This window comes from Aquitalea sp. ASV11 (assembly GCF_016429185.1).
GTDB classification, from domain to species: domain Bacteria; phylum Pseudomonadota; class Gammaproteobacteria; order Burkholderiales; family Chromobacteriaceae; genus Aquitalea; species Aquitalea pelogenes.
In genome coordinates this window covers 1-26,713 of record NZ_JAELUD010000036.1, presented here as the reverse complement: position 1 = coordinate 26,713, position 26,713 = coordinate 1, and the positions used below count along the sequence as shown (strand labels likewise).

Genomic DNA, 26,713 nt, shown 5'->3' with positions numbered 1-26,713 from the left:
GACCAAGTATTATCTCAAATTGAGATAATGTCAACGCAGGCTAACTACCAAGTTCGTCCAGCTTCATTTCCAGTTCAATATCCGTGACCAGGCCACCATCCCCCAGCGTGTGGGTCAGCTTGTTGATGACCCACGCCTGGCTGTCGATGACGGGCTTGAAGCCCACCACCTTGGCCGGTAGTTCGGTGAACAGTTCCGGCCTGCCTTCGGCCAGCTTGATGCTGAATTCCGCCGCACCGCGTTGCAGCTTCTGCCATGCGGCCTTGGCCCCTTGCAGGGCGGTGGCCTCGCTGGCATAGACATGGCGCAGCACCTTCACGTTGCTGGCGCTCGGCTCGATGCCCTTTTGCTGGATGGCGGCCAGCTTGGTGCGCTTGCTCTTTTTCCCCAGTTTGGTGACGGTGGCCCGGCGTTCAAAGCGGGTGTTGGCGTCCACGATGACTTCGCCGCGCTTTGCCCGCTGGATGTCCTGCCACTGTGCCTTGACGGCGGTGTAGGCATTGCGGTCTGCCACGTTGAAGCGGTGCTGGTCGCCGCTGGCGCGGGTAATCAGGCAAGTGGGGAAGGGCTTGCCGCTGACGCTTTCTGCATCCCCGGCCTTGCAGACAATCAGCTTGCCATGCTTCACCGTGGCCACCAGATCAAACCGGCGGGCCAGCCGGTTTAGCAGGTTGGCGTCGCTCTCGTTGGTCTGGTCGATGTGTTCCACCTTCTGGCGGGCGATCCAGTCCGGGATGGCGGCGGTCAGATTATTGGCCTTGGCGATGGCGCGCACGATGACGCCCAGCGTGGTGGCATGCCATGACTTTTCCCGCTTGGCTGCCAGCCCGGCGCGCAGGTCGGTGGCGCGGGCGCGCAGGGTGAGCGTGTCCGGTGCGCCGGTATGTTCTACCTCGTCCACGATATAGCTGCCCTTGTCTACTAGCTGCTGGCCATCCCAGCCCAGTGCCAGCTTGATGGTGACGCCACGCGGCGGAATATCCAGCATGCCGTCCGCGTCATCCAGCACGATGTCCAGTTGGTCGGCATCAAAGCCCCGGTTGTCAGTCAGGGTCAGGCTGATCAGCCGGTCTGCCAGCGTGCTGCTGATGTTCTTGCCATCCAGCGTGATGGTGAAGGCGGGCTGCTTGGGCTGGGTGAAGGCTTGCAGGGTATCCTGCATCTGGCCTGCCTGATTCAGCACTGCACTGGTGGATGTCATCATGCTGTCAGTGATGTTGTCCATCATTGCGCCAACTCCAGAATGCTGCGGGTGATGGTGCCCAACAGGTCCACCATGCTGATGTCCACCCGTTTCAGCGTGATGGTGAATTCAATGCGCCGCGCCTTGCCGTCGCTGAAAAATTCAGACCGGCCTACGTCCAGCCCATCCATCACAAAAAAGCCATACATGGTGCCGGTGCCTTCCAGCAGCGGCCATGCCTTGCCCTGGTCGGCCTGCAGGCGCAGCAGGTCCAACGCGGTATCGCCGCCGGTCAGTTCCGGCATCAGTACCCCGGACAGCGTGAAGGCTTCTTCGTCCTTGCCCAGAAACTGGTAGGCCGGGCGCAATCCCACGCGGGAGTTGCTGGCCCAGCGCCAGCCATAACGCTGTTTGAATTCCTGGTAGGGCAGGGTTTCCATGTGAAACACGAACAGGCCAAAGGCCAACATCGGCATGCCAAGCATCAGTCACTATCCCCCCAGCGGCTGCGGCGGTTTGCCGCCTGTTGGTTTTGCTGTTTCGCCAGTTCCCGCGCCACGGCCTGGGCCAGTGCTTTTTCATCCATGCCCGGTGCGGCGTGAATGACAATGCTGATTGGCGCAGGTGCGGCTACGGCTGCAGCGGGTGGCGTGGCGCGCATCGGCCCGCGCTGGTCGAGTTGCATGGCCATGGCTGTCCCGGCCATCCCCAGAGTGATGGCCCCGGCAGTAGTCAGCCGCTTGGCCACGCCCAGCACGGCAGACAACGGACCATCCTGCCCACCGGCAATGCCTTGTTGCAGCCCGGCCATGGTGAAGCTGCCCAACTGGGCAAACACGCGGGATGGTGAATGGATGCCCAGCTTTTCCTTGAACCAGGTGATGGTGGCGTCACCAGCCCCGGTGATGGCGTCCTTGACCTTGCCCAGCCCGGTTTCAATGCCGCGCACCATGCCCTGCATGATCTGGCTGCCCAACTCGACAAAGCGGGCTGGCAGATTGAAGAACCACTGCAGCGCGGCGCTGGTAGATGACTTGACCCACTCCCAGCCCGAGGCAAATGCGGCCTTGATGGCTTCCCACATGGCGGCGAACTTCGGCCCCAGCGTGTCCCAATTGCGCCATATCAGATAGGCCCCTGTCGCAATCGCAGTAATGACCAGGCTAATCGGGTTGAACAGGAACAGGCGACCGACAAAGGCAATGACACGGCCAATCCAGCCCAGCACTGTGCCAAGCTTGCCCAGAATGCCGATGCCACTGGTCAGCTTGATGCCCAGCGAAGCCGCTGCAAGACGCATCATGATGAATGGCCCCATTACCCCGGCAATGGCCAGCGCCAGCCCACCGAAGGCAGTCAGTCCAATGGCGGCAATGCCTACCACCTTCATCAGCACATTGGCCAGACGAGGGTTTTCCGTGGCCCACTTGCCCATGCTCTCAGAAACGTCAGTAATCCACTGCGTAAGCTCTTTCAGTTCCGGCGCAATGGCTTCGCCAAACTTGACCAGGCCATTGGTAAAGGTACCGCTGGCGGCATCCCACAAGTTGGCCAGTGTCCCCAGCTGGGCGTTGACGCGCTCTTGCAGCGAAGCCTGGGCTTCCATCTTCTGCTGCATCTCGCGGTAGCCCTCAATGCCATTTTTCAGAATTACGTTGTTCAGTGCTTGCAGGGTTTCTGCATCGTCGCCCCAGATTTCTGACACAACTTTCTTGAATTGCTGGGCATTCAGTTTTTTCAGCTTTGCCACCTGGGCAAACAATTGCTCGATAGAGCCAAAGTCCCCTTTACCATTGGTAAAGTCCAGCTTGATACCTTCCTTGGCAATCATCTTGTTTGCCTTGGCTACTTTCTTGGCATCAATACTTCGGTCAAATACCTTACGGAAAGCATTACCAGCAGACTCTCCCACCAAGCTGGACTGGTCCGCCATGGCCAGCAGTGGGGCCATGGCCTTGGCTCCGCTCAGTCCCTTCTGCTTGATCATGTCGAGTACTGGCGACAACTTGGCGAATGCCGCCACCATGTTGGACGGGTCCACGCCCACTTGATAGGTGCGCTGGATGGTATCCATCACGCCCATCATGTCCGATTCCAGCGCCCCGGTTGCATCCTGCAGCTTGGCGGCATATTCGGCAGCGGTCTGGTATGGCAGTTTCAGCTGTACGCCCATGTAGGCGGCGGCTTCACCGACACCGCCCAGAATGGCCATGCTGCTCATGCCCTGGCGGGACAGCATGGTCATCATGTCTTGCAGTTCGGCGGTGGTACCTGGCAGCTTGTTGCCCAGCTTCTCAGCCAGTGCATTGATCTTTTCAAAGTCGGCACTTACCTTGCCACCCTTGCCCATCATGGCCACGCGCAGCTGCATGGCGGCGTTCTCTGCCTGGGCGTAGGCACCGACCGGCGCTGCCAGCGCGGCACCTGCCGCACCACCGGCAGCCAGTGAACTTGCCCCGGCCCCGGCCACCTTGTCGCGGGCCTCCATGCTCTTGCTGTACTTGGCTTTTGCTGCCACCAGCTGCTGCTGGCGTCGCCCGACCTTGGCCAGTTCCTCTTCCTGTGTTTTCAGCACGGCATTGGTGGCGGCAATGCGGTTTTTCAGGTCGGTTTCGTGACTGGCCAGATTGCTGGTGCTGATGCCTTCCTTATCCAGCGCGGCGCTGGCCTCCCGCGTGGCCTGCAGCTTTTTGCGGTGGGCCATGGTCAGGGTTTCCACCGCCTTTTCCGCCTTGGCGAACTGGCGGGCCAGCTTCTCGCTGGACTGCCCGTCTTTTTCCATCTGGGCGCGGACTTCTTCCAGCTTCTGCTTGGCACCTTCCAGATTTTTCTTGATGTCCTTGCTTTCGCTGGACAGCTTGCGCCATGCGCTGATGCTGCCCTGAGTCTTGTTCAGGGCAGACAGCTGCTCGCGGGTAGCCTTGACCGTGGCGGCCAGCCCCTTGCTTCCGGCCATGGCGTCTTTCAACGGGCGCGTCATCTTATCGACGGCTGCAAGCACCACTTCCAGTCTTAGCTTGTTGCTCATGTGTCTTCGGTTTCCCAGCGGCGGCGGGCTTGCTCCCGCCAGTCGGCCAGTTCGGCCAGTGGCATGTTTTCGTAGGCAGAGGGCGGCCAGTGGAATACCAGGGCGATGTCCGCAATGGCGTCCTCTACGCTACCCGGCAGCGGGTTTACGCTTCCGGCGATTTCTTCAGCAAAAAAGCGGCCACCTCGCTGGCCATGTCGGTCAGGTCTGCCGGGTCCAGCCTGGCCACATCCGCTTCGGTCAGGCTGGGGCTGCTGATACGCGGCAGTACCTTGTGCAACGCGTTCACGTTCATTTGCAGCAGGTCTGTCAGGTGGAGGCCGCGCAGTTCGCCGGAACCGGGCTTGCGCAGGGTGACTTCCGTGATTTCGGTTTCGCCACGGGTCAGCGGGGTTTGCAGGGGGATGGTGGTGGACATGGTGGTCATTCCTTATGCGTGAGAAACCAGCCCGGTGCGGCGGGCTGGGTAGGGTTGGGTGTTACAGGCCGACGTTGGCGCGGTGGGCTGCGTTACGGTCCACGCCCATGACAATGAAGACGTCGTGGACCACGTCGATTTCCAGCCAGACGGTGCCATCCACCACCAGCTTGAAATAGGTCAGATCGTGTTTGACCTTGAAACTGCCGTTGTCACCAGCCTTGGCATCACCCAAGTCCATTTCGTTGTGACGGCCACGGCAGGTGATTTCGATGGCCTGGGTTTCGCCGGTATCTTCGCGGGAGTAGCTGCCCATCCAGCGAATCAGCGCGGCATCGTGCTGTTCAGCGCCAAAGCTGGCAAAGATTTCCTTGATGGGGCCGTTGTAGGTGCTTTCCATTTCGAGGGCTTCCAGGCCCTTGAGCAGTTTCACCGGGCCAATCATTCCGGCCCCCCGGTATTCATCGGTCTTCATGGCGATCTTGGGCAGCTTCAATTCCAGGCATTCGCCAATGAAGCTGACACCGTCCAGGAAGGTGTTGTATTTGCGCAGAGTGCGCGGCAGTGCTGCCATGGTTCTGTCTCCAGATGGTTAGCTGTTGACCTGGGCCGCGAAGTCCAGCAGGTAACGGCTGGTGATGCGCTGGCGCAGCATCAGGTTTTCCAGCGGCGGGACGGGGGTGTAGTCGTAGTCAATCCATGCCTTGCCAGCGGCCAGCGTCTGCGGGTCGTTGTCGGCAGCGTTGAACCAGCAATTGAAGCCCAGCAGATAGCCCTGGGTGACCATGCTCTTGCCCTTGGCCTTGATGGTTTCCACCACATCACGAATGAGGGTTGGCGACATGGGTTTGTCCATGGCCCAAAACTGGCCTTCGGCCATGGTGTCTTCCAGCACCTGGGCGGTGCGGGTGTAAGACTCGAAAGCAAACTGCGGGTCAGCACTGCAGGTGCGGTTGCCCCAGAAGCGGAAGCCGTCGCGGCGTATCAGGGTGGTGATTTCCTTGGCATTGAGCATGCCCGCATCGGTGGCCGGGTCCTGCAAATCCCAAGTCACGTCGATACTGATGCCATCCACGCCCTGTACCGGCACGTTGGACAGGGTTTTGTGCCAGCCTTGGGCTTCATCCAGATAGGCGCGCAGGCCCAGTGCGCGGGCAGTTGACCAGGTGATGACGTCGGCGTTGGCGGTGGTATCCCATGCCATGAAGTCCGGCCAAATCAGCATCAGTTCGCGCTGGCCGAAGTTCAACCGGTAGGTCAGGCAATCCGCCACCGTCTTGCAGTTCCAGGCATAGGCATAGGAAAAGGCGCGCAGCTTGATGGCGGTGGCGGCCAGTTCGGTGGTGACGGGCAGTGTATCGAGGCCGGGCGCGCCGATAATGCGCGGCTTCACGCCCAGCTTGTTTTCTGCTGTACGCAGTGCTTTCAGGCCGGTCAAGCGGCCTGCGGCATTGGTGGTGCCGATGACCAGGCCGTTTTGCTCGGCCTCGGTTGCGCCTTTCTTGACGCGCACCACCACAATGACCGGCTTGCACTGGTCGGCAATGGCATCCAGACACTTGGCCAGCGTGCCGGTGACACCGGCCTTGCCAATTGCCGCGTCAACATCGGTAATCAGGACGGGGGTGTCCAGCGGAAAGGCTACCGGGTCGGCATCGTCAGCGGTGCATACCATGCCGATGATGGCAGTGGATACGGTGCGAATCGAACGGGCACCTTCCGTGATTTCGAGTACCCGGACGCCGTGATGAAAATCTTGCGCCATGCTTTTCTCCTGTGAGGTTCCGAGCATGTTGCCTTGTGGTGGGGCGTGGGTCTGCGCTGGTCTGTTGTAGGGCGGGCCGGCACAACATAGCATGTGGCCCCTTTGTATTTTGTGGTTATTCCGGCATGTCGCAGCGCCTGATGTCTTTGTTCCAGCAGTATCTGGAGCAAACGGACACCGGGGATATGCTGTCGTTGTTGGATGTGTTGTCGAGCACGGCACAACGGGATATTCCGGTTGAAGACAAGCCGGCCTTGTTGGCCGAGCTGCGGCAGTGGCTGGCTGATAACGTGGCGCGGGAGCAGATACGCCAGGCGGTGCTGGACCGGCTGACCGGGCGGGAAGTTGAAGTGCTGTTGCTGATGGCTGCCGGGCTGAGTTACCGGGACGCCGCCCAGCGCCTGGGCATCAGCCAGCGCACCTTGCGCCAGCACCTGGGCAGCTGCAAGGACAAGCTGGGTTTGCTGCCGCCACCGGGGCAGACGCATGTGGATACCCGCCAGTTGGTGGCGCGGGTGTTCGGGCTGGACTTTGGCACAGGGATCGGCGGATCCGCCGATGCGCGGGCCAGTGTTTTCCCCGCACAATCGGGCCACCATGACAGCCGGATGAATGCCGGGGAAGGGACTGCTGATGATGAGCCATGAACAAGCTGCAGCGCTTAACCCATTGATAGGTGCTGACAGCAGGGAAACGCTGGAAAACCTGTGCATCTGCCTGCACAAGCTGGGCGGCACGCTGGCCGAAAACTACGATGATCCAAGCATCGGATTTTTCACCCGTAGCTGCGCGGCTGCGCTGGAGTATGAATCCAGAAGGCTGACGCAAGGCATACAGCAGATCAGCCCGCGCTGATGACAAAAGCCCCACCGAAGTGGGGCTTTTTTGTATTGCGCCTTTGATTGCTCTATTCATCGGGCCATGTAATGGCGGCTATTTGTTCAGCGGCATTCGGTGCTTGCAGATCGATGGCCATGAGCGCATCTACCAGTGCCTGGCGCTGGCCGATGATCTGGCCGCTTGCTACAGCGTAGGCAGCTACCTTGGCACGTACTCGTGAGGCTAGTGCGGAAAGCGGGACGCCACGTGCGGTGGCGATAGAGGTCAGCAAGGGAGATGGTGCGGTGGGATCGTTAGTCAGTGCTTCTGCCTCGTGGGTTTGCTGTGACCAGCTTTGTACCTCGCCTTCCGGATATGCCGCAGAAAGTTTCCCCAGCCGAATGGCTGCATAAGCATTAACTTCTGACAGTCGTTGCGCTCGTCGCTCAACAGCAGTACGCGGCGCACTATCAACTAAAACCGGCATACCTCCAGTCCAGTCGATAAGCTTTCCAGATGACTGTCCATCCATCAGATAAGCATGCTGCTCATCTGTGATTTCCACAACGTCATCCGGCATATTGCTGCCGTGAATTTCTGCGGTGTAGAAACCACATGTCGATTTCGATGCGAATTTAGTCATTCTTTGGATTCCTTAGTGACCGATGGCGAGCCAGTACACATCAAAATTCGACGTTGCACTTATGGTCGTCCCGTTCCCGGATCGGCGATTAAATGCTACCTGAGTCAAACTATTTGATCCGGTGTGTGTTGCAGAGTCCCATCCAGTAGGAGTACCGATAATTGGAAATGCCAGTGCAATCAAATTGGCAGTTGGGAATGCAATTGGGAGGGTGATGGTAATGGGCCCTACTGTCCCATTCACCGCACGACCCCACTGAAGAATGATCCCGCTCGGAAGTTTTTGATAGCCGGTGGCAGATAGCAGAGAGCCAAAGTTTGCGGAAAACCCGAGTTGGTCTGTTCCGCCAAAAACTTGCCACGACACAGCGGAAAGGCGTCGCAGAAGCAGCGATCCACCTGCAGCCAGTACCGGTGTTTTAGCTGTACCGTCGCCAAGATAGAAAATTGACTCTCCGGCGGAAGCCTGAAGCGTCACTGCCCCTGAGTTGCCATTCAGCATGAAAAAACTTGCACCGTCAGGAACTGTTGCAGCAGAAGGAATAGTCATCGTAATCGGCGAAGTAGAATCGAAGGCGATAATCTTGCCTGCAGCCGTGGCTGAGATGTTCCCGGTTGCTGCATAGGTAATGCTGCCAGCGTAATTACCCAATGCGCGCTGTACAAACTCTGTCGTCGCAATCGACGTGTCATTATCAAACTGTGCTTGTGTTGGAGCAGTAGGATTTCCAGTCAGCGCTGGTGATGCCAATGGCGCCTTCTGTGCCAGCAAGTTGGTCATCGTGGTGGCAAAGTTCGGGTCGTTGCCGAGTGCTGCGGCCAGCTCGTTCAGCGTGTCGAGCGCAGCAGGAGATGATGCCACCAGTGCAGCTATAGCGGCTTGCACGTAAGCGGTATTTGCGATCTGCAGGGTGTTTGTACCCGGTTCTGCAGTTGGTGCGATTGGTGCCCCACTTAGCACGACATTTGTTGGTAGATCGGAGGATTGCAGTGCGCGCGCGGCGGTGACACGACCCTTGCTGTCCACCGTTACCACCGGATAAGTTCCTGCCACCACACCGCTGTCTGCCAGCGCCATGGCAGCGGTGGCATTACCCGACCCATCGAATGACACGACCCAAGCCCCGTCTCCGGTCATCGTGATGTCGCGGGCGGTCTGCAGTTTTTTGGCTGTCATGGTGACCAGCGCACCAGACACGGCATCGTCGATCTGCTTTTTCAGGAAGGCGGTGCGGTTGGTCAGTGCCTGGATGGGGATATTGTCCGGGCAGTCCGGCCCGCCGGTCAGGATGGCGTCGGCGGCAAAGTAGGGGACGCCTGGTTCCCAGTTTGCAGTTTCGTTCAGGTTTCCCATTGGTGATTTCTCCGGTTAATTCTTGCCGCGTGAATAGCTGCCGTTGCGCTTGCCATAGCCATTGCGCACCAGTGCCGCATGGCTGAAATCAATGCTGTGCAGGTGGCGGCTGGTGGGGGCAATGTCGGCCAGTAGTTGGCGGGCGATGGTGGCCTGTTGCACGGTGAGCAGGCTGTAACAGATGACGCGGTATTCCGCCCAGTTGTCGGACCGGGTACCGCGCTTGTAGAAGTCGGCGCGGCGGCGGCTTCCGTCACGCTTGAAGCCAGAGCGGCCTGCCTCAATCGTCACTTCTCCCAGTCCCAGCAGGCGGAATACTTCCCGCACCGCCGCCACCGTTCCCTTGTGCTGATGCACAAACAGGGATGACCGTATCAGCGCCCGCTGCTTGTCTTCGGTGGCTGCCGCGTCAAAGTTTTCTACCGAGCGTTCCCACGCCAGCCATGGCAGTGCCGGTGCCGGGCAGGTGGTGGATGCGCCGATGCCCCGCAGGCCGAACGTGGGCAGATCAATATCCGTAGCGGTGGCCAGTGCACTGTCCAGCGCGGTGGCATTGGGTGGCAGCAGGTCATGGCTCATTGCAGGTCCACCCCGATGCACAGCGGGAATTCACCGTCTGCACAGACAATGTCTGTCACAGGCGCGGGCAGGCTGATGCGTCGCACGCCCGGCAGCTTGATGGCGGCAATGATGTCATCCAGTGACAGCAGTTCACCCAAGCGGCGGCGGGTTTCCAGCATGGTATCCAGTCGGCGGCGCGCTTCGGTGAGGCCACCAGATGCGGCAAACAGATCGGCATCGCGCTCCAGCCGGGCGGTGATGGTGCAGGTGCGCGGCTGCCCGGCCTGTACTTCCACGCTGTCGCACAGCGGGATGCGGGTTTCATCCGACAGGTAGGCCTGCACGGCATCCAGCAGCGGCTGGTCTGGTACGCCATTGCTGCGGGCATCCATCACATACACCCGCACCGTCCCCGGCTGCGGTGATGTCACCTTGACGTCCAGCACATTGGCGCTGGCACTGAGCGCATGGAAGCGGTATGCACCACGCGGCCCGGCAACTGTCATGCCCTCCAGTGCCAGCTGGCAGCGGGTGCGCACGCGGCTGTCGGATTCCCATACCGCCTCGACCGGGGGCGTGGCTGTCGGGTCGGCGGGGGTAATCAGCAGACGACTGACGCCATAGTCAGCCGCCTTGTTGTCCAGGTCTTCTTTTTCGGCGTAGGCCAGCAGGCTGGCTTTTGCCGCCTCGTTGATGCGCTGGCGCAGCAGCAGTTCGCGGTAACTGCACAGCTGCAGCAGCATGGTCAGTGGTTCGGATTCCAGTTGCACGGTGGTGGCAATACTGGCCTGCATGTCGGCAGGAACCAGCGCCAGCAGCTGGGCCTTGGTGCTGGCCAGAATGTCTTCATAGTCCAGCACTTCCACAATGGCCGGTGCTGGCAGGGTGGCAAGGTCGATCATGTCAGCCCCTCAGAGTGATTGATTGGTCATAGTTACCGGTTCCATCCCGCTTGGTACCGGTGATTTCAATGGCCAGCGCGCCTGCCTGTTCGCCGGTTCCCACCTGCATCTGCACCTTGCTGATGTCTACGCGGGGTTCCCAGCGCGCCAGTGCAATGACGCTGGCTGCCATGCACTGCATACGGGTCTTGCCGTTAAGCGGCTTGTCGATCATGTCCGGCAGGTCGCTGCCGTACTCGCGCCGGGCGATGCGGCTGCCCTTGGGGGTAGTCAGGATGTTTTCCATGCTGGCGCTGATGTGTGCGTCATCGGTCAGCGTCTGGCCTGTTTTGCTGGAGAGTCCACGGTAGCGGGTCATTTCGGTTCCGTTGTCATGCCGCCCAGACTGTCCTGGTGGTGGTGGCCATCCTGCAGGATGGAATCTGATGTGAAGGCACCGCCGGTATGGGCGAATGCGCCGACATGCTGGATGTCGCCACGAATCACTGTCTTGCCGGACGCGCCGCCCTGGCCGGACATGCCTGCCATGTAAGTGAGCAGCGACTTGATCAGCGCTTCACCGTTCACCGTCAGATCGCCCATGATGTGGACGTCTCCGGTCAGCTCGGTCAGCGGGCAATCCACGGTCACTTTGTCGGCGGCTTGCAGCAGCGCCGTCTTGATGCCCACGGCGGACAGCGCCCCGGTGGCGTGGTTGTAGGTGATGGTTGCGCCGTCCGGGTAGCGGCGGACGTGTTCATCAAGGTTTTCAGATGGCGGCGGGAACTGGTCGGACGGAATGCCCAGCAGCACAAAGCCGGTGGCCGGGTCGCCACTGCAGCACAGCAGCAGGCACTGTTCGCCCTCGCTGGGCGGGTTCCACTCGCTGGTGGTGCCAGCGCGCACGGAAAACCATGGCCGCCAGTCGGTGGTGAGTTGGCCCGACTGGACGCGCACACGCGGCGGCTTCGCCTGTACCTGGGCGATGGTCCCAAGGCGCAGCAGCGATTCAATCAAGCGGTTGTGTTCGGCGTATTCATCCATGGCTGGCAGTGTGCCGGTGGGAAGTTGGCTTGTGGTGCGGTGGCTGTTGTAAGGCGAAGTCGGACAACATCCGGTCAACGTGAACCGGCAATGTGGTCCACCAGCTTGGCGCGCACCTGGTTGATGTCCTCGACCGTGAAGCCCAGCAGTTCGCGGGCAGGGTAGCTGGCTTCGGCCTTGCTGCGGCCTCCCACCTTGTCGCGCAGGCCGTACTGGTGCACGGCAGCAATGCGCTCGACCTGGGCGACAAACTGGACGGCGGCAGTGTCCGGGCTGACTTCTGTTTTCAGCCACTTGGCTTGGCGCAGCTTGGTGAACATCTGGCGGCGTAAGCGTCCCTTCTGGGCGCGCATCTGGGGCTTGCGTGGTGCAAAGGCGGTACCGTCCGGGTTCAGCTGGTCGCGGATGCGCTGCTGCTGGCTGGCTTGCAGCTGTTTGGCGATCTGGCGGGCTAGCGTGCGGCGAGCCTTGCTGTCCATGCTGTCCAGCAGCCCGGCCAGTTCTGTTTCAAGCTGGGCCAGTGGTTCGCGGCTCATTCCCAATCCGCTTTCGGTTCCGGCAGGTGGGCAAGGCTGACGCTGCCATCATCCTGTTTCTGCACGCTGACGCGCTCGGTCAGCTTGATGGTCAGGCGGAAATCCCAGCTGCTGGTGCTCAGGATTTCGGCCTCGAATTTCAGACCATCGGCCAGCCGGTCGGCGTTCTGCATCAGTGGCGGTTCATTGACCTGCACCCAGTCCAGCACCGGCACCATGATGCTGTCCGGGTGACCAGCAAAGTCCAGCACAACGATGGACAGGGTATAGCCGTAGGAAAACGACAAGCTGCCGGGCCGGGCGGCCAGATTTCCCTGCTCGATGAACATCAGCAGGCGATCCGGGTTGTCGCGCAGTTCCGGCAGGGCGTTTTCCAGCGCGGCGCGCAGGCTGGCGGGCTTGTTCATCGGCGGTGTCTTTCGGCAAGGGTTTGGCAGCTGATGCAGCGGGTGCAGCCCGGTGAGGCTTCACGGCGCTTTTGCGGGATGGCTTTGCCGCAGTCATCGCAGTGGGTCAGGCTGGCACCCAGCGGACGGCTGGCGGCTTCCTGATGGCGCAGGGCGGCGTCCCGTTGCTTCTGCTCCAGTTCCTGGGCGCGGTCGTAAAAATCAGTCATGGCGCTGGCAACTCCTGATGCTGTCGATCTGCGCCGCGCAGCGCTCCAATGCTGCCCGGTGCTGCAGCAGGCTTTCCGCCAGCTGTTTGTTGGTCTTCGGTGCCAGTTCCGGCAGGCGGCAGGCTGATACCGGCGGGCATGGGCTGCTGACCAGCGGGCGCACTGGCTGTGCGGTCGGTGGTGGTGTCGAGCAGGCGGGCAACATCAGCAGGAATAGCAGTGCTGCCCCAAGCGATAGCGGCGGGCGTGGCATGGATGGCGGCTTCCAGTTTTACGGCAGTTGCAGAGGATTGGCGGTCGAGGCGGTCCAGCCGGTCGGCCAGCTGCAGAGTGGCAGCGGCCTGGTTGTCCGCATTGCGCTGCATGGCCACCAGTTGTCTGGCTTGCAGTTGGTTGGCGGTGTTCAGCGATGCATTGGCCTGGGTGAATTCATCCAGCCGGGTGGTTGCTGTCTGCAACTGGCCATGCTGCTGCCAGACCGTGAAGCCAGCAGCCAGCGCGACGGCCAGCAATGTGGCCCTGACGATGCGGCCAAACAAGGTCGGAATCATGCGGCGGCCTTTTCTGCCGGTGCGAAGCGCACATAGGCTGCGGCCAGCTTGGCGTCATAGCTGTTTTCCGCGTAGGCCGGGCCGTTGTAGAGGCGGGCGAAGTCGGCCCACTTACGGGCGCGCAGGGCTTTCAGCAATGCCTGGTCGTTCTGCACGTAGCGGACAAAGGCATCCAGTTGATTGCCTTCACTGGCAAACATGGCCATCTGGAACTCTTCGGCTGCCGGGTAGCCCAGTTCCTGCCAGTGATAGCCCATGATCTGGAACAGTCCCCAGCTACATGCACCGACAGCCACAGCCTGGCTGGTGATGCCGCGCAGGCTGTCAAAGCGCACCCACTCGCTGGCACCACCGGCATAGCCGCCCCTGGCTTTGTTGATGATGGCCGGGAAGCGTTCTGCCAGTGCATCGGCATCCATCCCGGCTTCTTTGGCCAGCCGGTACGCTACATGACGTTCCAGCAGGATTTTCGGGCGGCCATCCGGCAACAGGCCGCAACCGATAGACTCCACCGCGTTGACGGCCTTGATGCTGGCCAGCGGCAGGTCCAGCTTGTCGGCGGCGGCCTGCAGGTCGGCTTCGCGCAGGCAGTGGCCGGTATCCTGGCCACGTAGTGCGGCCATGGTTTTGGGGCCTGCCACGCCATCGACCACCAGGCCGAAGCGGCGCTGTGCTGCCATGACGGCTGCGGCAGTGGCAGCGCCAAACCAGCCATCGACCACTACCTTGAAGCCTGCGGCTGTCAGCAGGCCTTGTAGTTCTTGCACCGGCAGTCCATGTGCGCCGGATTTCAATATCAGATCCATTTTTCTTTCCTCAGCCAGTTGGCCAGCCGACTTTCCCGGCTGCTATTACGGAACACTTCGGCCACGTTGCCGCGCTGGGCCAGCAGCGCCAGCAGCAGAACCAGATTGATAAAGAGCTGCGGCAGCTTGCTGTGCTCGGGCAGGCCCAGCAGTTGCAGCAGGGCAATGCTGGTGGTGCTGAGCAGTAGCAGGTAGGCCAGCAGGCTGGCGAATGGCCGGTAAGCAGCGCCCTGGCGGCGGAAGCAGAGCAGGGTGAAGGCCATCAGCAGGCAGATGCTGATATTGAGGAGTTGCAGCATGGTCAGGAGCCTCCTTTTTTGATGTCACGCACAGCTTTGGCGGGGTCTTCGGCCAGTTGGATCAGCCAGAGCAACAGCTTGATGGCCAGCGCGGAGGCCGCCATGGCACCAACGCTTTCCGCTACTTCGATTTCAGCGGGCAGGGCGGTGTCGATGATGCCGGCCACCATGCGGGCGGCGAGCAGACCTGCGGTGAAGGAGAGGATGAAAAAGGTAAAGCGTTTGAATAGCGGCAGGTCGGTGGCGCTGATGACAAAGACCGAGGCACCGGCGAAGGCACCCAGTACGACGTCCGGGTCCATGCCGGGGAACAGGGTAAGCAGCGCCACGGCCAGCAGGCTGGCAGTGGTGGCAGTGGAGCTAACAGGTTCAGCCATGGTTCAGTCCCATAGATTGATCAGTGTTTTTTTGGTGGTGGCTTCGGCAGTGGTCAGGTCTGGAAGCGTGACGGCGGTGCCCAGGGCCAGCAGCGGACCGTGGTCGGCCAGCCCCGGATTGGTCTGCAGGATGGCTTCCACCACCCCGGCAGTCTTGCCGTAGTAGCGCCATGCAATGGCGTCCACGGTGTCGCGCTGGTGGGCAGTGATGACGCGCATCAGATCAGTTCCACGACGGCACCGCCGGTCACACCGAGAATGGCGCGGATGGCCAGCCGGGCATCCCGCCGCAAGTCATCAGCGGCGCAGTCTTCTTCATCCGCCCGCTTTTCAGCCTTGCCGGTGGTATCAAACCCGCGATAGCGCTCATACAGATCAGCCGCCGCCGTGGCGTAGACAGCACGCACCCAGCGCGCTACCAGAATTGACTGGCTATCCACTTCCTCGGCAGGCACGGCTTGCAGGCTGGAATAGCCGGTGGCCACTTGTCGCACCCGCCAGTCGGCCAGTTCGCTGTTGACGCTGGCAATGGCTTCCACCAGCGCATGGCGCAGGCGCATGCCGGTCACCGTGCCATTCAGGCGCATGGCTTCGCGGGCGGTGGCCGGGTTGATTTCCGGCCAGAAGTGTCCGGCCTTGATGGCCGGGCTGTTTTCTTCTGCCGGGGTGGTCTGGCTGCTGACAAACATGCGTGCTCCTTGTGGGGTGACGGTGGAGGGGGGTTCCGCCGCTGGCTTGCGCCTGGCTTCCACCCCCTGCCGTCAGTCGCGCGGGGTCGCTCGGTCAGGCCGTGCCGCTGTCGGGCGGTGTGGCCATGTTCTTGATGGTGCGGTCCAGTTTCTCGATCTGCTTTTTCACGCCCGCGCCGTCATGCAACTGCTGGGCACGCCGCAGGTGTTCCACTGCGGCAACCGGGTCGCTGGCGGAAAGCAACAAGCCAGCTTCCTTATGCAGCTTGGCGCGCACCTGGTCGTGCATGTCTGCCTTGGCGGTCAGCTCGATGACATAGCTGATGGTGGGAAGGTCGAATGGCTGGCCAGCATCGCGGGTGCGCTTGGCGGCGTCGGCAATTTCCTCGGCCACCACCGTGGCGGTGGTGCGCCCGAATCGGTCCGGCATGGTTAGGCTATGGGCCAAGGCATACTCGGCAATATCCAGCGCACCGGAATAATCCCCGGCGTCGATACGCCACAGCATGACCGTCACCAGCACATCGTCCTGACCACCTTTACCGGCAGCCAGCACACCATCCACCCATGGCGCGTAATCCGGCAGAATTTCGCGCTTTACCACGGCCTTGTTTTCGACGGACTGAATCTGTTTCAGGCGGCGGCGGTCTTCCGCCATCTTCATCAGCATCAGTTCATAGGCGTTGCAGTTTTCCAGGCCGGAATCCACTGCCGATGCCTTGGCAGCGGATTCGCGCATGAAGTGGGCGCGAGCGTGGTTCATTACGCCACCATCTCGATGTTTTCGATCAGGCAACCCGCTTCATAGGCTTCAACCACGTAAGCGTCATTGCTCGATTCGTAGTTGGCGACGCGGTTCCAGTCCGGTTCTTCGCGCAGGTAGCGGCGGCGCGCACCTTCCTGGTAGTAGATGGAGAGGTTGGACAGGGGAGTAATCAGCATCTTGCCGGCAGGGAAGAATGGCGCACTGACAGCCGGGCGGCCACCGATGCGTTTCTGACTGATGACCATATCGGCGGCTGTTTGCTCGCTCGGTGCCTGGTCCTTGTTCAGCAACGGGAAATACTTGTCTGCCAGCAGGTCACGGCCCACGATGACAACCAGGTCCGGGCTTTCGGCCAGTGCTTCATGGACCATGCCATTGATTGCTTCATAGACCAGCGCGTCCAGCGTCTTGTAGCCGTCAGCAGCGAGAACATTCGGCCCGACTTTAATCTTGCCGCTGCCAGCCTTGGTTTCTTTCAGCACGCGCTCCGGCGCATTGTCGCGGTACAGCTGCAGCCAGCCTTTGTTCACGTCTTGCAGCAGGGGGTAGGCGTTGCGGTCGGTGGTATCGGCAACAGAAGTACCGTTGAAACCGATCATCATGCGGTCTAGTGCTTGCTGCTTGATGATGATGTCGCGCAGTCGGGTCTGGAAGTCCTTGAACTTGGCCCAGGCGTCCAGTTGGGCGTAAGGGATGCCGGTGTCAAAGTTGGTTTGCACGCAGCGGTATTTGCCAGAGGTGAAGTCGGCCATGGAGCGCGGTTGGCGTTGGCCAGCAGAGCGCCCGGCCACGGTGCCGATGATGCCCAGCCCCAGCTTTTCGCCTTCTTGATCCTGCACCGGGACCATGTTGATTTTGGTGAGGAATTCGCTGGACAACTGAATACGGTTTTCCAGTGTCTGCTGGATAGACGGGCTGACGTTGAAAGATTTGGTGGCATCTTCCACGCCGTTCAGGGTGGCAATGGCGGCGGCAAAGGCGTTGTACTTCAGTCGGGTATCGTTGCGCATGATGGCTCCGGTTTGATGGTCTGTTCTTGACCAGGGTGTTGCCCTGGCCTTGGATTAGCAGTCGGTGACGGGTTCGGCGTTACCACCGGTTGCCGCAGGGCGGGCCGGGCTGGCGGGGTCTGCCGACAGCTTGGTGACGATGGCTTCGTGCTGTTCAGTCAGTGCAGCGAGGTCTGCGGCCTGTTGTTCCACGGTCTTCTGCAAGGAATTCAGGGCGGTGATGTTTTCTTGCAGTTCGCGCTGATTGGTGGCCAGTGCCTCGATGGCGGCGGACTGGTCGGCAAACTTGGCGGCGTCGGTTTTGCCCTTGATGGACAGCAGTTCCTTGACGCGGGAGAAGATGGACGGGCCGGTGTCTTCTTCCAGTTCCAGGGTGAATTCAATGGCTTCGGTAAACAGGTTGTCCGGGTGGCTCTTGCGGCTGGCCAGCGGGTTGATGTGTGCCTTGGCGGCAAACTGCAGCATTTCGGTTCCCAGACTGGCCGGGTCGTCGGTGACAGCGAGGCCGACCAGATAGGCTTCGCCGGTATCGGCAAAATTCGGGTTGATTTCGATGGAGGTGTAAACCTTCTGACGTGCCCTGTTCATCGACACCAGTTCGTCAATCGGGTCGATGACGGCAAACAGGCGCATTTTGCCGTCTACTTCTTCTGCGCTCAGTTCCAACACATCGCCATAGCGTTTGAACGGGCTGTCCGGCAGCAAGCCCTTGATGTGCTCCAGATTGACCCGTGCGCCATAGACCTTGGGGTCATAGTTCTTCGCCATCTGCACGATGTCGGTGCGGCTGATCGTGCGACCGTCGCAGGTTGCCCCCTCGGTTGCTACGATGAATTTCTTAGCTTTTGCCATGTTCCGGTTTGTCCTTGTGCTGGTTCGTCGTGACGTGTTGTCGGTGCGATGCGCACAGGATGCGGGGGGCTTTGGCCTGTCTCAATCAATCCGTGTTGTATGGTCTTCTGGCACAACTCCCCGGCAGTGAATGGCACGCGCATGGGCGGCATGCTGCCCGGCATGGACATACTTTTCCCCACATCGCCAGACCTGGACCCGCGCCGGGTTGCCCGCTCCCTGTATCACCAGGGCTGGCGGATTTCGCGCATTGGCGAACAGCTGGACATCAAGCCTGCCACCCTGCACAGCTGGAAAAAGCGGGACAAATGGGATGACTGCACACCACTGGACCGGGTTGATGCAGCTCTTGAGGCGCGCATCATCCAGCTGGTGGCAATGCCCAATAAGGGAAACGGCGAATACAAGGAACTTGATGCGCTTGGCAGGCTGATGGAGCGCACCGAGCGGGTGCGCAAATATCGCAATGGCGGCAATGAAGCGGACTTGAATCCGAACGTGGCCAAGCGCAATGCAGGGCCACGACAGAAGCCGGAACAGAATGCGATCAGCGAAGAACAGCAGATAAAGCTGGTGGCTGCGTTTCAAGAGCGCATGTTTGGCTATCAGCGCCACTGGTACCGTGCCGGTGAAACCGAGCGCATCCGCAATATCCTCAAAAGCCGCCAGATTGGTGCCACCTACTATTTCGCACATGAAGCCTTCATCGACGCGCTGCAGACCGGTCGCAATCAGATTTTTCTGTCAGCCAGCAAGGCGCAAGCGCATCAGTTCCGCAGCTATATCGTGGACTTTGCCAAGCAGGAGGCCGATGTAGAGCTAAAAGGCGAGGTGATCAAGCTGCCTAATGGTGCAGAGTTGAATTTTCTCGGTACCAACAGCCGCACCGCACAGGGGCGGCACGGCAACTTGTACCTGGACGAATATTTCTGGATTCCCAAATACAAGGAACTGCGCAAGCTGGCATCCGGCATGTCCAGCCAGAAGCGCTACCGGCAAACCTACTTTTCCACGCCCTCGGCCATGTCGCATGAAGCCTATCCGGTGTGGACCGGTGAGCATTTCAACAAGGGCAGGCCGAAGAAGGACCACATTCGGCTGGATGTCAGCCACAAGGCACTGGCCCATGGCATGCGCTGTGCGGATGGCCAGTGGCGGCAGATTGTCACGATTGAAGACGCACTGGCCGGTGGCTGTGATCTGTTCGACCTGGAGCAGCTGCGGCTGGAGTACAGTCCGGAAGAATTGCTGCAGCTGTTCTACTGCCAGTTCATTGATGACGGTGCTTCTGTGTTCGGCTTCCAGCAGCTGCAGCGCTGCATGGTGGATGCATGGGAGTGTTGGGACGACTTCAAGCCCTTCGCGCAGCGCCCCTTCGGCAATCGCCCGGTGTGGCTTGGTTATGACCCCAGCTATACCGGCGACAATGCTGCCATCGTGGTGCTGGCCCCTCCAGCGGTACCGGGTGGCAAATTCCGCATTCTGGAGCGCGCCCAGTTCAAGGGCATGGACTTTGCTGATCAGGCTGACTTCATCCGCAAGCAGTGCGAGCGCTATCACGTTGAATTCATCGGCATTGATGCAACCGGTATCGGTTCCGGTGTTTTTCAGTTGGTGAAGCAGTTCCGCCCTGATGCAGTCGGCTTCCAGTACAGCCCGGAAGTGAAAACCCGTTTGGTGCTGAAAGCGCTGGACGTGATCAACAACGGGCGACTGGAATTTGACGCTGGCAGCAATGACATTGCCGCGTCCTTCCTCGCCATCAAGAAAACCGTCACCGCTGGCGGCAGCCGCATGACCTTCACCGCAGGCCGCTCCGAAGAAACCAGCCACGCCGACCTGGCATGGGCAACCATGCACGCCCTGTCCCACGAACCACTGGAAGGCACTACCACTGCCAATTCCGGCTTTTTGGAAATTTACTGATGACTGACACCCTCGATACAAAATCCGCTGCCAGCGATGTGCAGGCGTTTACCTTTGGCGACCCGACCCCAGTCATGGACCGGCGGGAAATCCTGGAGTACCTGGAGTGTGTCAGCAATGGCCGTTGGTATGACCCGCCTATCAGCTGGGAAGGGCTGGCGCGCAGTCGGCATGCCAGTGTCCACCATGGCAGTGCGCTGACCATCAAACGCAATCTGCTGGTGAAGGACTTCATCCCGCATAGGCTGCTGAGTCGCGGCGACTTCTCGCGCCTGGTGCTGGATTTCCTGATCTTCGGCAATGCCTACCTTGAAGCCCGGAAAAACCGGCTTGGTGGTGTGCTGACGCTGCAGCCCGCGCTGGCAAAGTACGTGCGGCGCGGGATTGATCTGTCTAGTTATTGGTGGGTTCCGGGTTATGGCGTGGAGCAGCAGCTTGGCGACGTGTTCCATCTGATGGAGCATGACATTAATCAGGAGGTCTACGGCCTGCCGGAATACCTGGCCGCGCTGCAGTCGGCCTGGCTGAATGAGTCTGCCACGCTGTTCCGGCGCAAGTATTACCAGAACGGCAGTCATGCCGGGTTCATCCTGTATATGTCAGACCCGGCGGCAAAGGAGGAGGATGTTAACGCGCTGCGCAAGGCATTGCGTGACAGCAAGGGGCCGGGCAACTTCCGCAATCTGTTCATGCATGTGCCGAATGGCAAGAAGGACGGCATACAGCTGATTCCGATCAGCGAAGTGGCGGCAAAGGATGAATTCCTTGGCATCAAGAATGTGACGCGGGATGACGTGCTGGCTGCGCACCGGGTACCGCCCCAGCTGCTGAGGGTAATCCCCAGTAATACGGGGGGCTTCGGTGATGTGACGAAAGCAGCAGAGGTCTTCCACGACCATGAAATTCTGCCGCTGCAGGCCAAGCTACTGGAAATCAATGAGTGGGTGGGAGATGATGTAGTGTCATTCAATACGAATGTTTGATTTTGTTGGAATGAATTTTTATCTAATATTGGAGTGCATATGACTGCTGATGCTAATTCATATTCTATTGATGAGAAATTTTATGATTTGGCTAATAGCTATATGAAGTCGGCTAAATTTATTATTGATGGTATGTTTGATGATTTAAGTTGTGATGGTATTGATTCAATTCCTGTTAGGTTTTTGTGCTCTCATTCGGTTGAGTTGTATTTAAAAGCATTTTTAAGATTGAAAGGTGTTTCTGAAAGTGTTCTTGCGGGTAGGAGTATGGGGCACAAACTTGATAAATTGTATGGTGAATGTTTATTGAGAGGTTTGCCATTGGGTTTATCTCAAAAGGCAAGGATTGGGTTGTTTGTTGATTATTTGCGGATTGGTCATAATGATTATGGATTTAGATATTTTGACAAATCTATCATAACTATGGGTCTGCGTGAAATTGAAGAGTGCTTGTCAGTTGTGGCGTCAGTTGTTGGAGAGTGTTTTGAGACGGCTCGTATTGAAATTTCTCAAGCGGCAGAAGAGGCCGGCGTAGAACTATATGATGCTCCAGCTAAGCTTTTCATTGTGGTTAAGTAAATTTGCATGAAGTGTAATTTGATGCGCCGCGAGGCGCATTTTTTACGGCTGTAGTATCAGGCGCGGCATTCTGTCATGGACTGGCCGGACAGCTTCATCTGCTGGCATGGTCACAACGTACACACGCACGTCTTTGTCGCCCCATTCTGCAGTCATGATCTGGTTCTTGGTTTCAATCGCCGCGCCCTGAATCATGATGCCCGATGCCAACAGGAACCAAACCGCCTCACCCTTGGCGTTTTTCTCCATGAATGCGGTGGCGGGTATCTTCACCGAGACAGGATGGTACCGCTTCCACTTCCCATCCCTGATGCTTTCCAGCCTGGCCCATCCACCGGCAGGAATATCGCGCCGGACTTCATGGAATGCATTGCCCCATGGTGCCCAGCAGATGCTGCCGTCCTTCTTCATCATGGGCAGCTGCGGGTTCTCGTCTGACCAGAGTATCCGCCGCCCGCCAAACTCAATACCGGCACACATAGCCAACTCCAAAAATACCCAAAAACACCCCTGTGGACCCCCAGCGCGCGCAATCGAAGCCCCGCCTCGCCCGCCCACTTAACGTGCCGAAAAACATGCACCTGCATGATTGCCCCGTAAACGGTCCGTAGCAAGGCTTTTGCGCCGGAATGTCACCTAGTTGATGTCATGCGGTTTCATGCGAACTGTGCATGGCTTCTTTACGAAAGACTTGATATGGTGATTTTGTTGTTGGGTAGTCAAGCTTGGATGGCAGATAGAGATGTAAAAACGACCCAAAGCTGAAGCTCCTTGTAACAACACCTGCCTCCAGTTCTGCTATTGCAGTCATTTAATTGACTAAAAATGTCAATCGGCGGTTCACGTTGTCAGGAAGAATTTTATTCTATTCTGCATAAGCATATTTTAAAAGTTAGCAGCATTGATTGCTGCATACATGATAGGGAAAAAGATGCAAACGATTGATGAGCTCAATATTCCAAATTTTCAAATGCTAATCCAAGATGGACGTCCTAGATATTCGCACCAGCGATACATTGCCTATTATAGTGTTTTGCAAGGAACTGAATACGGCCAATCTATTCTCCAGACTATGATGGACGATTGCCGTATAAAGGCACTTGAGGGTAATTTACTCGCCGCCGGGAGCATTATGACCGCGGCTCAACCAATGGAGCTTGCCATGTGGTTCATATGGTATGCGAAGAGGCATGGGGAGAAGACTGCACAAGAAGCGCTTGATCAGTGGTTTGCTACTGATACGCACGAAATACAAAATACCCTTTGGGTAGTAGGGTTAGAGCTGGAGCAATCGTTACATTTACCAAATGGGATCAGTATTACGCCTATTAATGATCTGCCGGACTCTGACGAAAAGGAAGACTATCTGACGGTCAGCAGAGATCGAATTGGTCCACATCAAAGGAGACTACCTACATGTGCTATCACCAAAACGATATCAATAAGAAAATTTTGGAGTGAGGCCGATGTGGCGGCAGGTGCCTATTTTTCTGAGTATCAAAAGCAATCTCAGCCGCTTTTTGATGTTGCAATGCTGATTAACTGCTTGCATGGCGTTGTCTGCGTGCCTTACTACCATACAAGCTATATGCTTGAACAGTATCCACTAGGCCACTTTGGTGGACGTGGTGCTGCTATCCCATTGAGTGATGTCTCGACCGATATCTGGGGGAGGCTCAATTCAGATTCCTTCCCAGTGCTCACTCAGCTAGTAGCCTCATTTGATAACAGAGAGGAACGAGATAAGGAAAAGCTTCGCTTGATTCTGAGTCGTTTATCACAAGCTAAGAGAAGAAGCCAAGCAACCGATAAGGTTCTTGATTTAGGAATTGCGCTGGAAATGCTGCTGTTAGATGAGTCTAAAAACGATCAGATTTCACTTGTATTTCGCCTCAGGGGGAGCTGGTTGCTTGGTGCGGACACGGTAGATCGAGCGAATAAATATGATCTTCTAAATAACCTTTATGGTGCGCGGAGTGCGGTTGCACACAATGGAACCCTTCCGAGAAGAAGAAATGGTGGTATTCATGACGGGAACTTCCAAGAAGTTTTTCCTCAATACGAAGCGCTGGCTGCTGATATCACTCAAAAAATAATCTTAAATGGCTGGCCTAATTGGAAAGAGCTAGTTCTAGGTGGGGCAATGTCTGTACATGTTGATGGAAACTAGTGTGAATGTGGGTTTCCAACAATGTGGCTTTAAGTGGTTTGTGCGAAATTCGTGCGAATTGTGACGCCGCGTGAGGCCGTTGGAAGCCGCCTCCGTATCTAGTTGACTTGGCTGGAATCATGGTAGGGCTTTGGTCTCGGCTGGTTTTTTGTGGCTTGGCGTGGCTTTCTGATGGCGGAAGAGAATGGGAGTCGAACCCATCTATGGCTGGCAGAGGTAGCCGGATGGCTGCTCCGCAATCGACTTTCACGCCCTAGAGTTGACGCGGTTCGCAGGGGAGGGCGGACTCTCCGGTTGCGAAGCATCGGCAGCACCGCCCCCCCCGTCCTTGCAGAGTCGTCCAGTTGACTTGTAATCAGGGGGTCGCGAGTTCGATTCCTGCCGCCGGCACCAAATACTGCGGGCCTTGTAGAGATACAAGGCCCGTTTTGCGTTTGGTTTTCTATGAATTGCATTTCAAGTGCGAGGTTGCCACTGCGGATGTGCATCATCTGCGGCTGTAGTCCATGCAATACGCCAGGATGAATTTGCCCGCATGTCACGTGATGGCAAGTTCCTGTGAACTGAGTCTTGGTAAGGTATTCGCCGATTTTTCCCTTTTCATCCTGGTGTGCCCAGCATGCTTGCCGGTGGCAGTGATTCGGCTGCATACAAAACAGGGCGCATGCTATACTGCGCGTCTTCGCAATGTAGTGCTGTCCTGTCAAGGTTGTTGCGCTGGCAGTGTATGAACTGCACTTGTAGCTGGGGCTTGAGGCCCCATATAGAGCCGAAGCCCTGGAGGGTTTCACCTGTTTTCCAAGATACGAATTGTTCGTGCAAGAGCCGAACTCGTATTCAGCTGACTAGTTTAAGGATTGAACATGCAAGTACAACTGGAAACGTTGAGCAATCTTGAGCGTCGCATGAACATCGCTCTGCCGATGGCTGCCATTGATGCCCAAGTGACCGAGCGCCTGAAGCGCGTGGCTCGCACTGCCAAGATTCAAGGTTTCCGCCCGGGCAAGGCTCCGCTGAAGATTGTTGAAGCCAACTACGGTGCCCAGGTGCGTGAAGAAGTGTTGGGCGAGCAGGTTCAGCAAGGTTTTTACAGTGCTGTCAGCGAGCAGAAATTGCGTGTTGCTGGCTACCCGCGCTTCGAGCCGGTTGCCGCTGAAGGTGATGCTGAAAACTTCAAGTTTGCCGCTACTTTTGAAGTGTATCCGGAAGTTAAGGTTGGCGAGCTGGCCGACAAGGAAATCAAGAAGCCTTCCACTCCGGTTACCGAAGTTGAAATCGAAAAAACCATCGACATCCTGCGCAAGCAACGTACCCGCTACAACCGCGTTGAGCGTGCCGCTGCTGAAGGTGATCGCGTGATCATCGACTTCAAGGGCAGCATCGATGGCGTGCTGTTCGAAGGTGGTTCTTCTGAAAACTTCCCCTTTGTCATTGGCCAGGGTCAGATGCTGGCTGACTTCGAGGCAGGTGTGACTGGCCTGAAGGAAGGCGAAGTCAAGAATGTGGAAGTGTCCTTCCCGGCTGACTATCATGGCAAGGATGTGGCCGGCAAGACCGCGGTATTTGAAATCACCGTGAAGAACGTTGCTGAAGCAACCCTGCCGGAAGTGAATGAAGAGTTCGCCAAGCTGCTGGGTATCGCAGATGGCGACGTAGAAAAGATGCGCGCTGAAATTCGCAAGAATGTTGAGCGTGAAGTAAAGCGTCGCCTGCAAGCCCGCACCAAGGAGGCCGTGATGCAGGCGCTGCTGGATGCGACTGAAATCACCCTGCCGAAGGCGCTGGTTCAGCTGGAAATCGGTCGTCTGATCGAGCAGGCACAACGCGACATGCAGCAACGCGGCATGAACGTGAAAGACATGCCTTTCCCGCCGGAACTGTTTGCCCAGCAAGCAGAGCGTCGCGTGGCACTGGGTCTGATCCTGGCTGAAGTGGTGGAAGCGAACAAGCTGGAAGCCAAGCCGGAACAAGTGAAGGCCATGATCGAAGAGTTTGCTGACAGCTACGAGCATCCGGAAGAGGTTCTGAGCTGGTATTACGCCAGTGCGGATCGCCTGGAAGGCCCGACCTCCATGGTGCTGGAAGATAATGTCGTGGAATTTGTTCTGTCCAAGGCCAAGGTTGAAGTGGAAGAACTGTCCTTTGATGCCCTGATGGGTAACAACGCCTGATAACGATACAAACGGAGTTGGTCGATGAAATCGATGATTGAACCGCAAGGGCTGGGCCTTGTGCCCATGGTGGTGGAGCAGAGTGGTCGTGGCGAACGTGCCTATGACATCTACTCGCGCCTGCTCAAGGAGCGTATCGTGTTCCTGGTGGGGCCCGTCACCGACGAATCGGCCAACCTGGTTGTGGCGCAGATGTTGTTCCTGGAGTCGGAAAATCCCGACAAGGACATTTACTTCTACATCAATTCACCAGGTGGTTCGATTACCGCTGGCATGTCCATCTATGACACGATGAATTTCATCAAGCCGGACATCTCCACCCTGTGTATTGGCCAGGCTGCCAGCATGGGCGCCTTTTTGCTGTCGGCAGGTACGCAAGGCAAGCGCTTTGCGCTGACTAACAGTCGTGTGATGATTCACCAGCCCTTGCTGTATGGTGGTGGTCTGAGCGGCCAGGTAACTGATATTGAAATCCATGCCCGTGAGCTGGTGAAGGTGAAGGCCAAGATGAATGAGTTGCTGGCCAAGCATTCCGGCCAGACCATGGCTGTCTCTTATACACATCTGACGCTGCCGACGAACAGTAAGATGTGTAGATGTCGGTGGTGGCGGTATCATTAAAAAGGGGGGGGGGGGGGGGGGGGGGGGGGGGGGGGGGGGGGGGGGGGGGGGGGGGGGGGGGGGGGG

General features: G+C 58.2%; 34 protein-coding genes. 8 read left to right on the top strand and 26 right to left on the bottom strand.

Going from position 1 to position 26,713, the window contains the following annotated elements; translation table 11 throughout:
• Window positions 1-40: 40 nt before the first annotated feature.
• The 7 genes from JHD62_RS12610 to JHD62_RS12580 form a co-directional block, all read right to left on the bottom strand.
• Window positions 41-1,228: a phage late control D family protein gene (locus JHD62_RS12610; protein ID WP_233160906.1), complete on the bottom strand. Its 1,188-nt coding sequence runs from the start codon at window positions 1,226-1,228 to the stop codon at window positions 41-43.
• Window positions 1,225-1,668: a phage tail protein gene (locus JHD62_RS12605; RefSeq protein WP_233160905.1), complete on the bottom strand. Its 444-nt coding sequence runs from the start codon at window positions 1,666-1,668 to the stop codon at window positions 1,225-1,227. The genes JHD62_RS12610 and JHD62_RS12605 overlap by 4 nt, the downstream gene beginning before the upstream one ends.
• Entirely contained in the window at window positions 1,668-4,211 is a 2,544-nt protein-coding gene (locus tag JHD62_RS12600; RefSeq protein ID WP_199103195.1) for a phage tail tape measure protein, read from the bottom strand. Before JHD62_RS12600 ends, JHD62_RS12605 begins: the two co-directional genes overlap by 1 nt.
• Window positions 4,208-4,318 (bottom strand): GpE family phage tail protein, encoded by a 111-nt coding sequence (locus tag JHD62_RS22865; protein ID WP_370541058.1) that lies wholly within the window; start codon window positions 4,316-4,318, stop codon window positions 4,208-4,210. The genes JHD62_RS12600 and JHD62_RS22865 overlap by 4 nt, the downstream gene beginning before the upstream one ends.
• Before the next feature lie 38 nt (window positions 4,319-4,356).
• Entirely contained in the window at window positions 4,357-4,629 is a 273-nt protein-coding gene (locus JHD62_RS12590; RefSeq protein WP_233160904.1) for a phage tail assembly protein, read from the bottom strand.
• Between the two features lie 61 nt (window positions 4,630-4,690).
• A complete protein-coding gene (locus tag JHD62_RS12585; protein WP_199103193.1) occupies window positions 4,691-5,203 on the bottom strand; it encodes a phage major tail tube protein in 513 nt (170 codons plus the stop codon).
• An 18-nt stretch (window positions 5,204-5,221) separates the two neighbouring features.
• Window positions 5,222-6,394, bottom strand: a complete 1,173-nt coding sequence (locus JHD62_RS12580; RefSeq protein WP_199103192.1) for a phage tail sheath protein — start codon at window positions 6,392-6,394, stop codon at window positions 5,222-5,224.
• 185 nt (window positions 6,395-6,579) lie between these two features.
• On the opposite strand from JHD62_RS12580, the gene JHD62_RS12575 reads away from it, so the two are divergent.
• Window positions 6,580-7,041 carry a helix-turn-helix transcriptional regulator gene (locus tag JHD62_RS12575; RefSeq protein WP_199103191.1) on the top strand — a complete coding sequence of 154 codons (462 nt, stop codon included), beginning with the start codon at window positions 6,580-6,582 and terminating at the stop codon, window positions 7,039-7,041.
• Window positions 7,031-7,249: a hypothetical protein gene (locus JHD62_RS12570; RefSeq protein WP_199103190.1), complete on the top strand. Its 219-nt coding sequence runs from the start codon at window positions 7,031-7,033 to the stop codon at window positions 7,247-7,249. Before JHD62_RS12575 ends, JHD62_RS12570 begins: the two co-directional genes overlap by 11 nt.
• Before the next feature lie 52 nt (window positions 7,250-7,301).
• Here JHD62_RS12570 and JHD62_RS12565 read toward each other — a convergent pair whose 3' ends face one another.
• From JHD62_RS12565 to JHD62_RS12480, 18 genes are all read right to left on the bottom strand, one after another.
• The gene (locus JHD62_RS12565) at window positions 7,302-7,856 is read right to left on the bottom strand and encodes a hypothetical protein (RefSeq protein ID WP_199103189.1); all 555 of its coding nucleotides are present in this window, start codon (window positions 7,854-7,856) and stop codon (window positions 7,302-7,304) included.
• Window positions 7,857-7,868: 12 nt separating this feature from the next.
• Window positions 7,869-9,209 (bottom strand): hypothetical protein, encoded by a 1,341-nt coding sequence (locus tag JHD62_RS12560; protein ID WP_199103188.1) that lies wholly within the window; start codon window positions 9,207-9,209, stop codon window positions 7,869-7,871.
• Window positions 9,210-9,224: 15 nt separating this feature from the next.
• The gene (locus JHD62_RS12555) at window positions 9,225-9,788 is read right to left on the bottom strand and encodes a phage tail protein I (protein WP_199103187.1); all 564 of its coding nucleotides are present in this window, start codon (window positions 9,786-9,788) and stop codon (window positions 9,225-9,227) included.
• Window positions 9,785-10,672, bottom strand: coding sequence for a baseplate J/gp47 family protein (locus JHD62_RS12550; RefSeq protein ID WP_199103186.1), 888 nt, complete (start codon window positions 10,670-10,672; stop codon window positions 9,785-9,787). Before JHD62_RS12550 ends, JHD62_RS12555 begins: the two co-directional genes overlap by 4 nt.
• A gap of 1 nt (window position 10,673) precedes the next feature.
• Window positions 10,674-11,030, bottom strand: a complete 357-nt coding sequence (locus JHD62_RS12545; protein WP_199103185.1) for a GPW/gp25 family protein — start codon at window positions 11,028-11,030, stop codon at window positions 10,674-10,676.
• Complete coding sequence (locus tag JHD62_RS12540) at window positions 11,027-11,695, bottom strand: phage baseplate assembly protein V (protein ID WP_199103184.1); 669 nt, start codon at window positions 11,693-11,695, stop codon at window positions 11,027-11,029. Before JHD62_RS12540 ends, JHD62_RS12545 begins: the two co-directional genes overlap by 4 nt.
• 74 nt (window positions 11,696-11,769) lie before the next feature.
• Entirely contained in the window at window positions 11,770-12,231 is a 462-nt protein-coding gene (locus tag JHD62_RS12535) for a phage virion morphogenesis protein (RefSeq protein ID WP_199103183.1), read from the bottom strand.
• On the bottom strand, window positions 12,228-12,638 hold the full coding sequence (locus JHD62_RS12530; protein ID WP_199103182.1) for a phage tail protein: 411 nt from the start codon (window positions 12,636-12,638) through the stop codon (window positions 12,228-12,230). Before JHD62_RS12530 ends, JHD62_RS12535 begins: the two co-directional genes overlap by 4 nt.
• Window positions 12,635-12,847, bottom strand: a complete 213-nt coding sequence (locus JHD62_RS12525) for a TraR/DksA family transcriptional regulator (protein ID WP_199103181.1) — start codon at window positions 12,845-12,847, stop codon at window positions 12,635-12,637. The genes JHD62_RS12530 and JHD62_RS12525 overlap by 4 nt, the downstream gene beginning before the upstream one ends.
• Entirely contained in the window at window positions 12,840-13,052 is a 213-nt protein-coding gene (gene lysC / locus JHD62_RS23075) for an Rz1-like lysis system protein LysC (RefSeq protein WP_370541057.1), read from the bottom strand. Before lysC ends, JHD62_RS12525 begins: the two co-directional genes overlap by 8 nt.
• Window positions 13,053-13,394: 342 nt before the next feature.
• Window positions 13,395-14,204 (bottom strand): N-acetylmuramidase family protein, encoded by an 810-nt coding sequence (locus JHD62_RS12515; protein WP_199103179.1) that lies wholly within the window; start codon window positions 14,202-14,204, stop codon window positions 13,395-13,397.
• Window positions 14,195-14,503 carry a phage holin family protein gene (locus JHD62_RS12510; protein WP_199103178.1) on the bottom strand — a complete coding sequence of 103 codons (309 nt, stop codon included), beginning with the start codon at window positions 14,501-14,503 and terminating at the stop codon, window positions 14,195-14,197. The genes JHD62_RS12515 and JHD62_RS12510 overlap by 10 nt, the downstream gene beginning before the upstream one ends.
• Window positions 14,504-14,505: 2 nt before the next feature.
• A complete protein-coding gene (locus JHD62_RS12505) occupies window positions 14,506-14,880 on the bottom strand; it encodes a phage holin family protein (RefSeq protein ID WP_199103177.1) in 375 nt (124 codons plus the stop codon).
• 3 nt (window positions 14,881-14,883) lie between these two features.
• Entirely contained in the window at window positions 14,884-15,099 is a 216-nt protein-coding gene (locus JHD62_RS12500) for a tail protein X (protein WP_199103176.1), read from the bottom strand.
• Window positions 15,099-15,569 carry a head completion/stabilization protein gene (locus tag JHD62_RS12495; RefSeq protein WP_199103175.1) on the bottom strand — a complete coding sequence of 157 codons (471 nt, stop codon included), beginning with the start codon at window positions 15,567-15,569 and terminating at the stop codon, window positions 15,099-15,101. Before JHD62_RS12495 ends, JHD62_RS12500 begins: the two co-directional genes overlap by 1 nt.
• 94 nt (window positions 15,570-15,663) lie before the next feature.
• Window positions 15,664-16,332: a terminase endonuclease subunit gene (locus JHD62_RS12490; protein ID WP_199103174.1), complete on the bottom strand. Its 669-nt coding sequence runs from the start codon at window positions 16,330-16,332 to the stop codon at window positions 15,664-15,666.
• The gene (locus JHD62_RS12485) at window positions 16,332-17,345 is read right to left on the bottom strand and encodes a phage major capsid protein, P2 family (RefSeq protein ID WP_199103173.1); all 1,014 of its coding nucleotides are present in this window, start codon (window positions 17,343-17,345) and stop codon (window positions 16,332-16,334) included. The genes JHD62_RS12490 and JHD62_RS12485 overlap by 1 nt, the downstream gene beginning before the upstream one ends.
• A gap of 54 nt (window positions 17,346-17,399) precedes the next feature.
• Window positions 17,400-18,197, bottom strand: coding sequence for a GPO family capsid scaffolding protein (locus tag JHD62_RS12480; RefSeq protein WP_199103172.1), 798 nt, complete (start codon window positions 18,195-18,197; stop codon window positions 17,400-17,402).
• A gap of 162 nt (window positions 18,198-18,359) precedes the next feature.
• Here JHD62_RS12480 and JHD62_RS12475 point away from each other — a divergent pair, with 162 nt between their 5' ends.
• Genes JHD62_RS12475 through JHD62_RS12465 form a run of 3 tightly spaced genes read left to right on the top strand, consistent with a single transcriptional unit; the run spans window position 18,360 to window position 21,685 of the window.
• Window positions 18,360-20,123 (top strand): terminase ATPase subunit family protein, encoded by a 1,764-nt coding sequence (locus JHD62_RS12475; protein ID WP_199103171.1) that lies wholly within the window; start codon window positions 18,360-18,362, stop codon window positions 20,121-20,123.
• Window positions 20,042-21,106 carry a phage portal protein gene (locus JHD62_RS12470; RefSeq protein ID WP_233160902.1) on the top strand — a complete coding sequence of 355 codons (1,065 nt, stop codon included), beginning with the start codon at window positions 20,042-20,044 and terminating at the stop codon, window positions 21,104-21,106. Before JHD62_RS12475 ends, JHD62_RS12470 begins: the two co-directional genes overlap by 82 nt.
• Window positions 21,107-21,145: 39 nt before the next feature.
• Entirely contained in the window at window positions 21,146-21,685 is a 540-nt protein-coding gene (locus JHD62_RS12465) for a hypothetical protein (RefSeq protein ID WP_199103170.1), read from the top strand.
• A gap of 42 nt (window positions 21,686-21,727) precedes the next feature.
• Here the strand turns inward: JHD62_RS12465 and JHD62_RS12460 are convergent, their stop codons facing one another.
• A complete protein-coding gene (locus tag JHD62_RS12460; RefSeq protein ID WP_199103169.1) occupies window positions 21,728-22,099 on the bottom strand; it encodes a hypothetical protein in 372 nt (123 codons plus the stop codon).
• Between the two features lie 517 nt (window positions 22,100-22,616).
• Between JHD62_RS12460 and JHD62_RS12455 the strand changes: the two genes are divergently transcribed.
• The 3 genes from JHD62_RS12455 to JHD62_RS12445 all read left to right on the top strand — a co-directional run bounded on the left by JHD62_RS12455 (window position 22,617) and on the right by JHD62_RS12445 (window position 26,647).
• Window positions 22,617-23,855 (top strand): HEPN domain-containing protein, encoded by a 1,239-nt coding sequence (locus tag JHD62_RS12455; RefSeq protein WP_199103168.1) that lies wholly within the window; start codon window positions 22,617-22,619, stop codon window positions 23,853-23,855.
• A gap of 863 nt (window positions 23,856-24,718) precedes the next feature.
• The gene (tig, locus tag JHD62_RS12450; RefSeq protein WP_199103167.1) at window positions 24,719-26,026 is read left to right on the top strand and encodes a trigger factor; all 1,308 of its coding nucleotides are present in this window, start codon (window positions 24,719-24,721) and stop codon (window positions 26,024-26,026) included.
• Between the two features lie 24 nt (window positions 26,027-26,050).
• Window positions 26,051-26,647: an ATP-dependent Clp protease proteolytic subunit gene (locus JHD62_RS12445; RefSeq protein ID WP_233160900.1), complete on the top strand. Its 597-nt coding sequence runs from the start codon at window positions 26,051-26,053 to the stop codon at window positions 26,645-26,647.
• The last annotated feature ends 66 nt before the right edge of the window (window positions 26,648-26,713 follow it).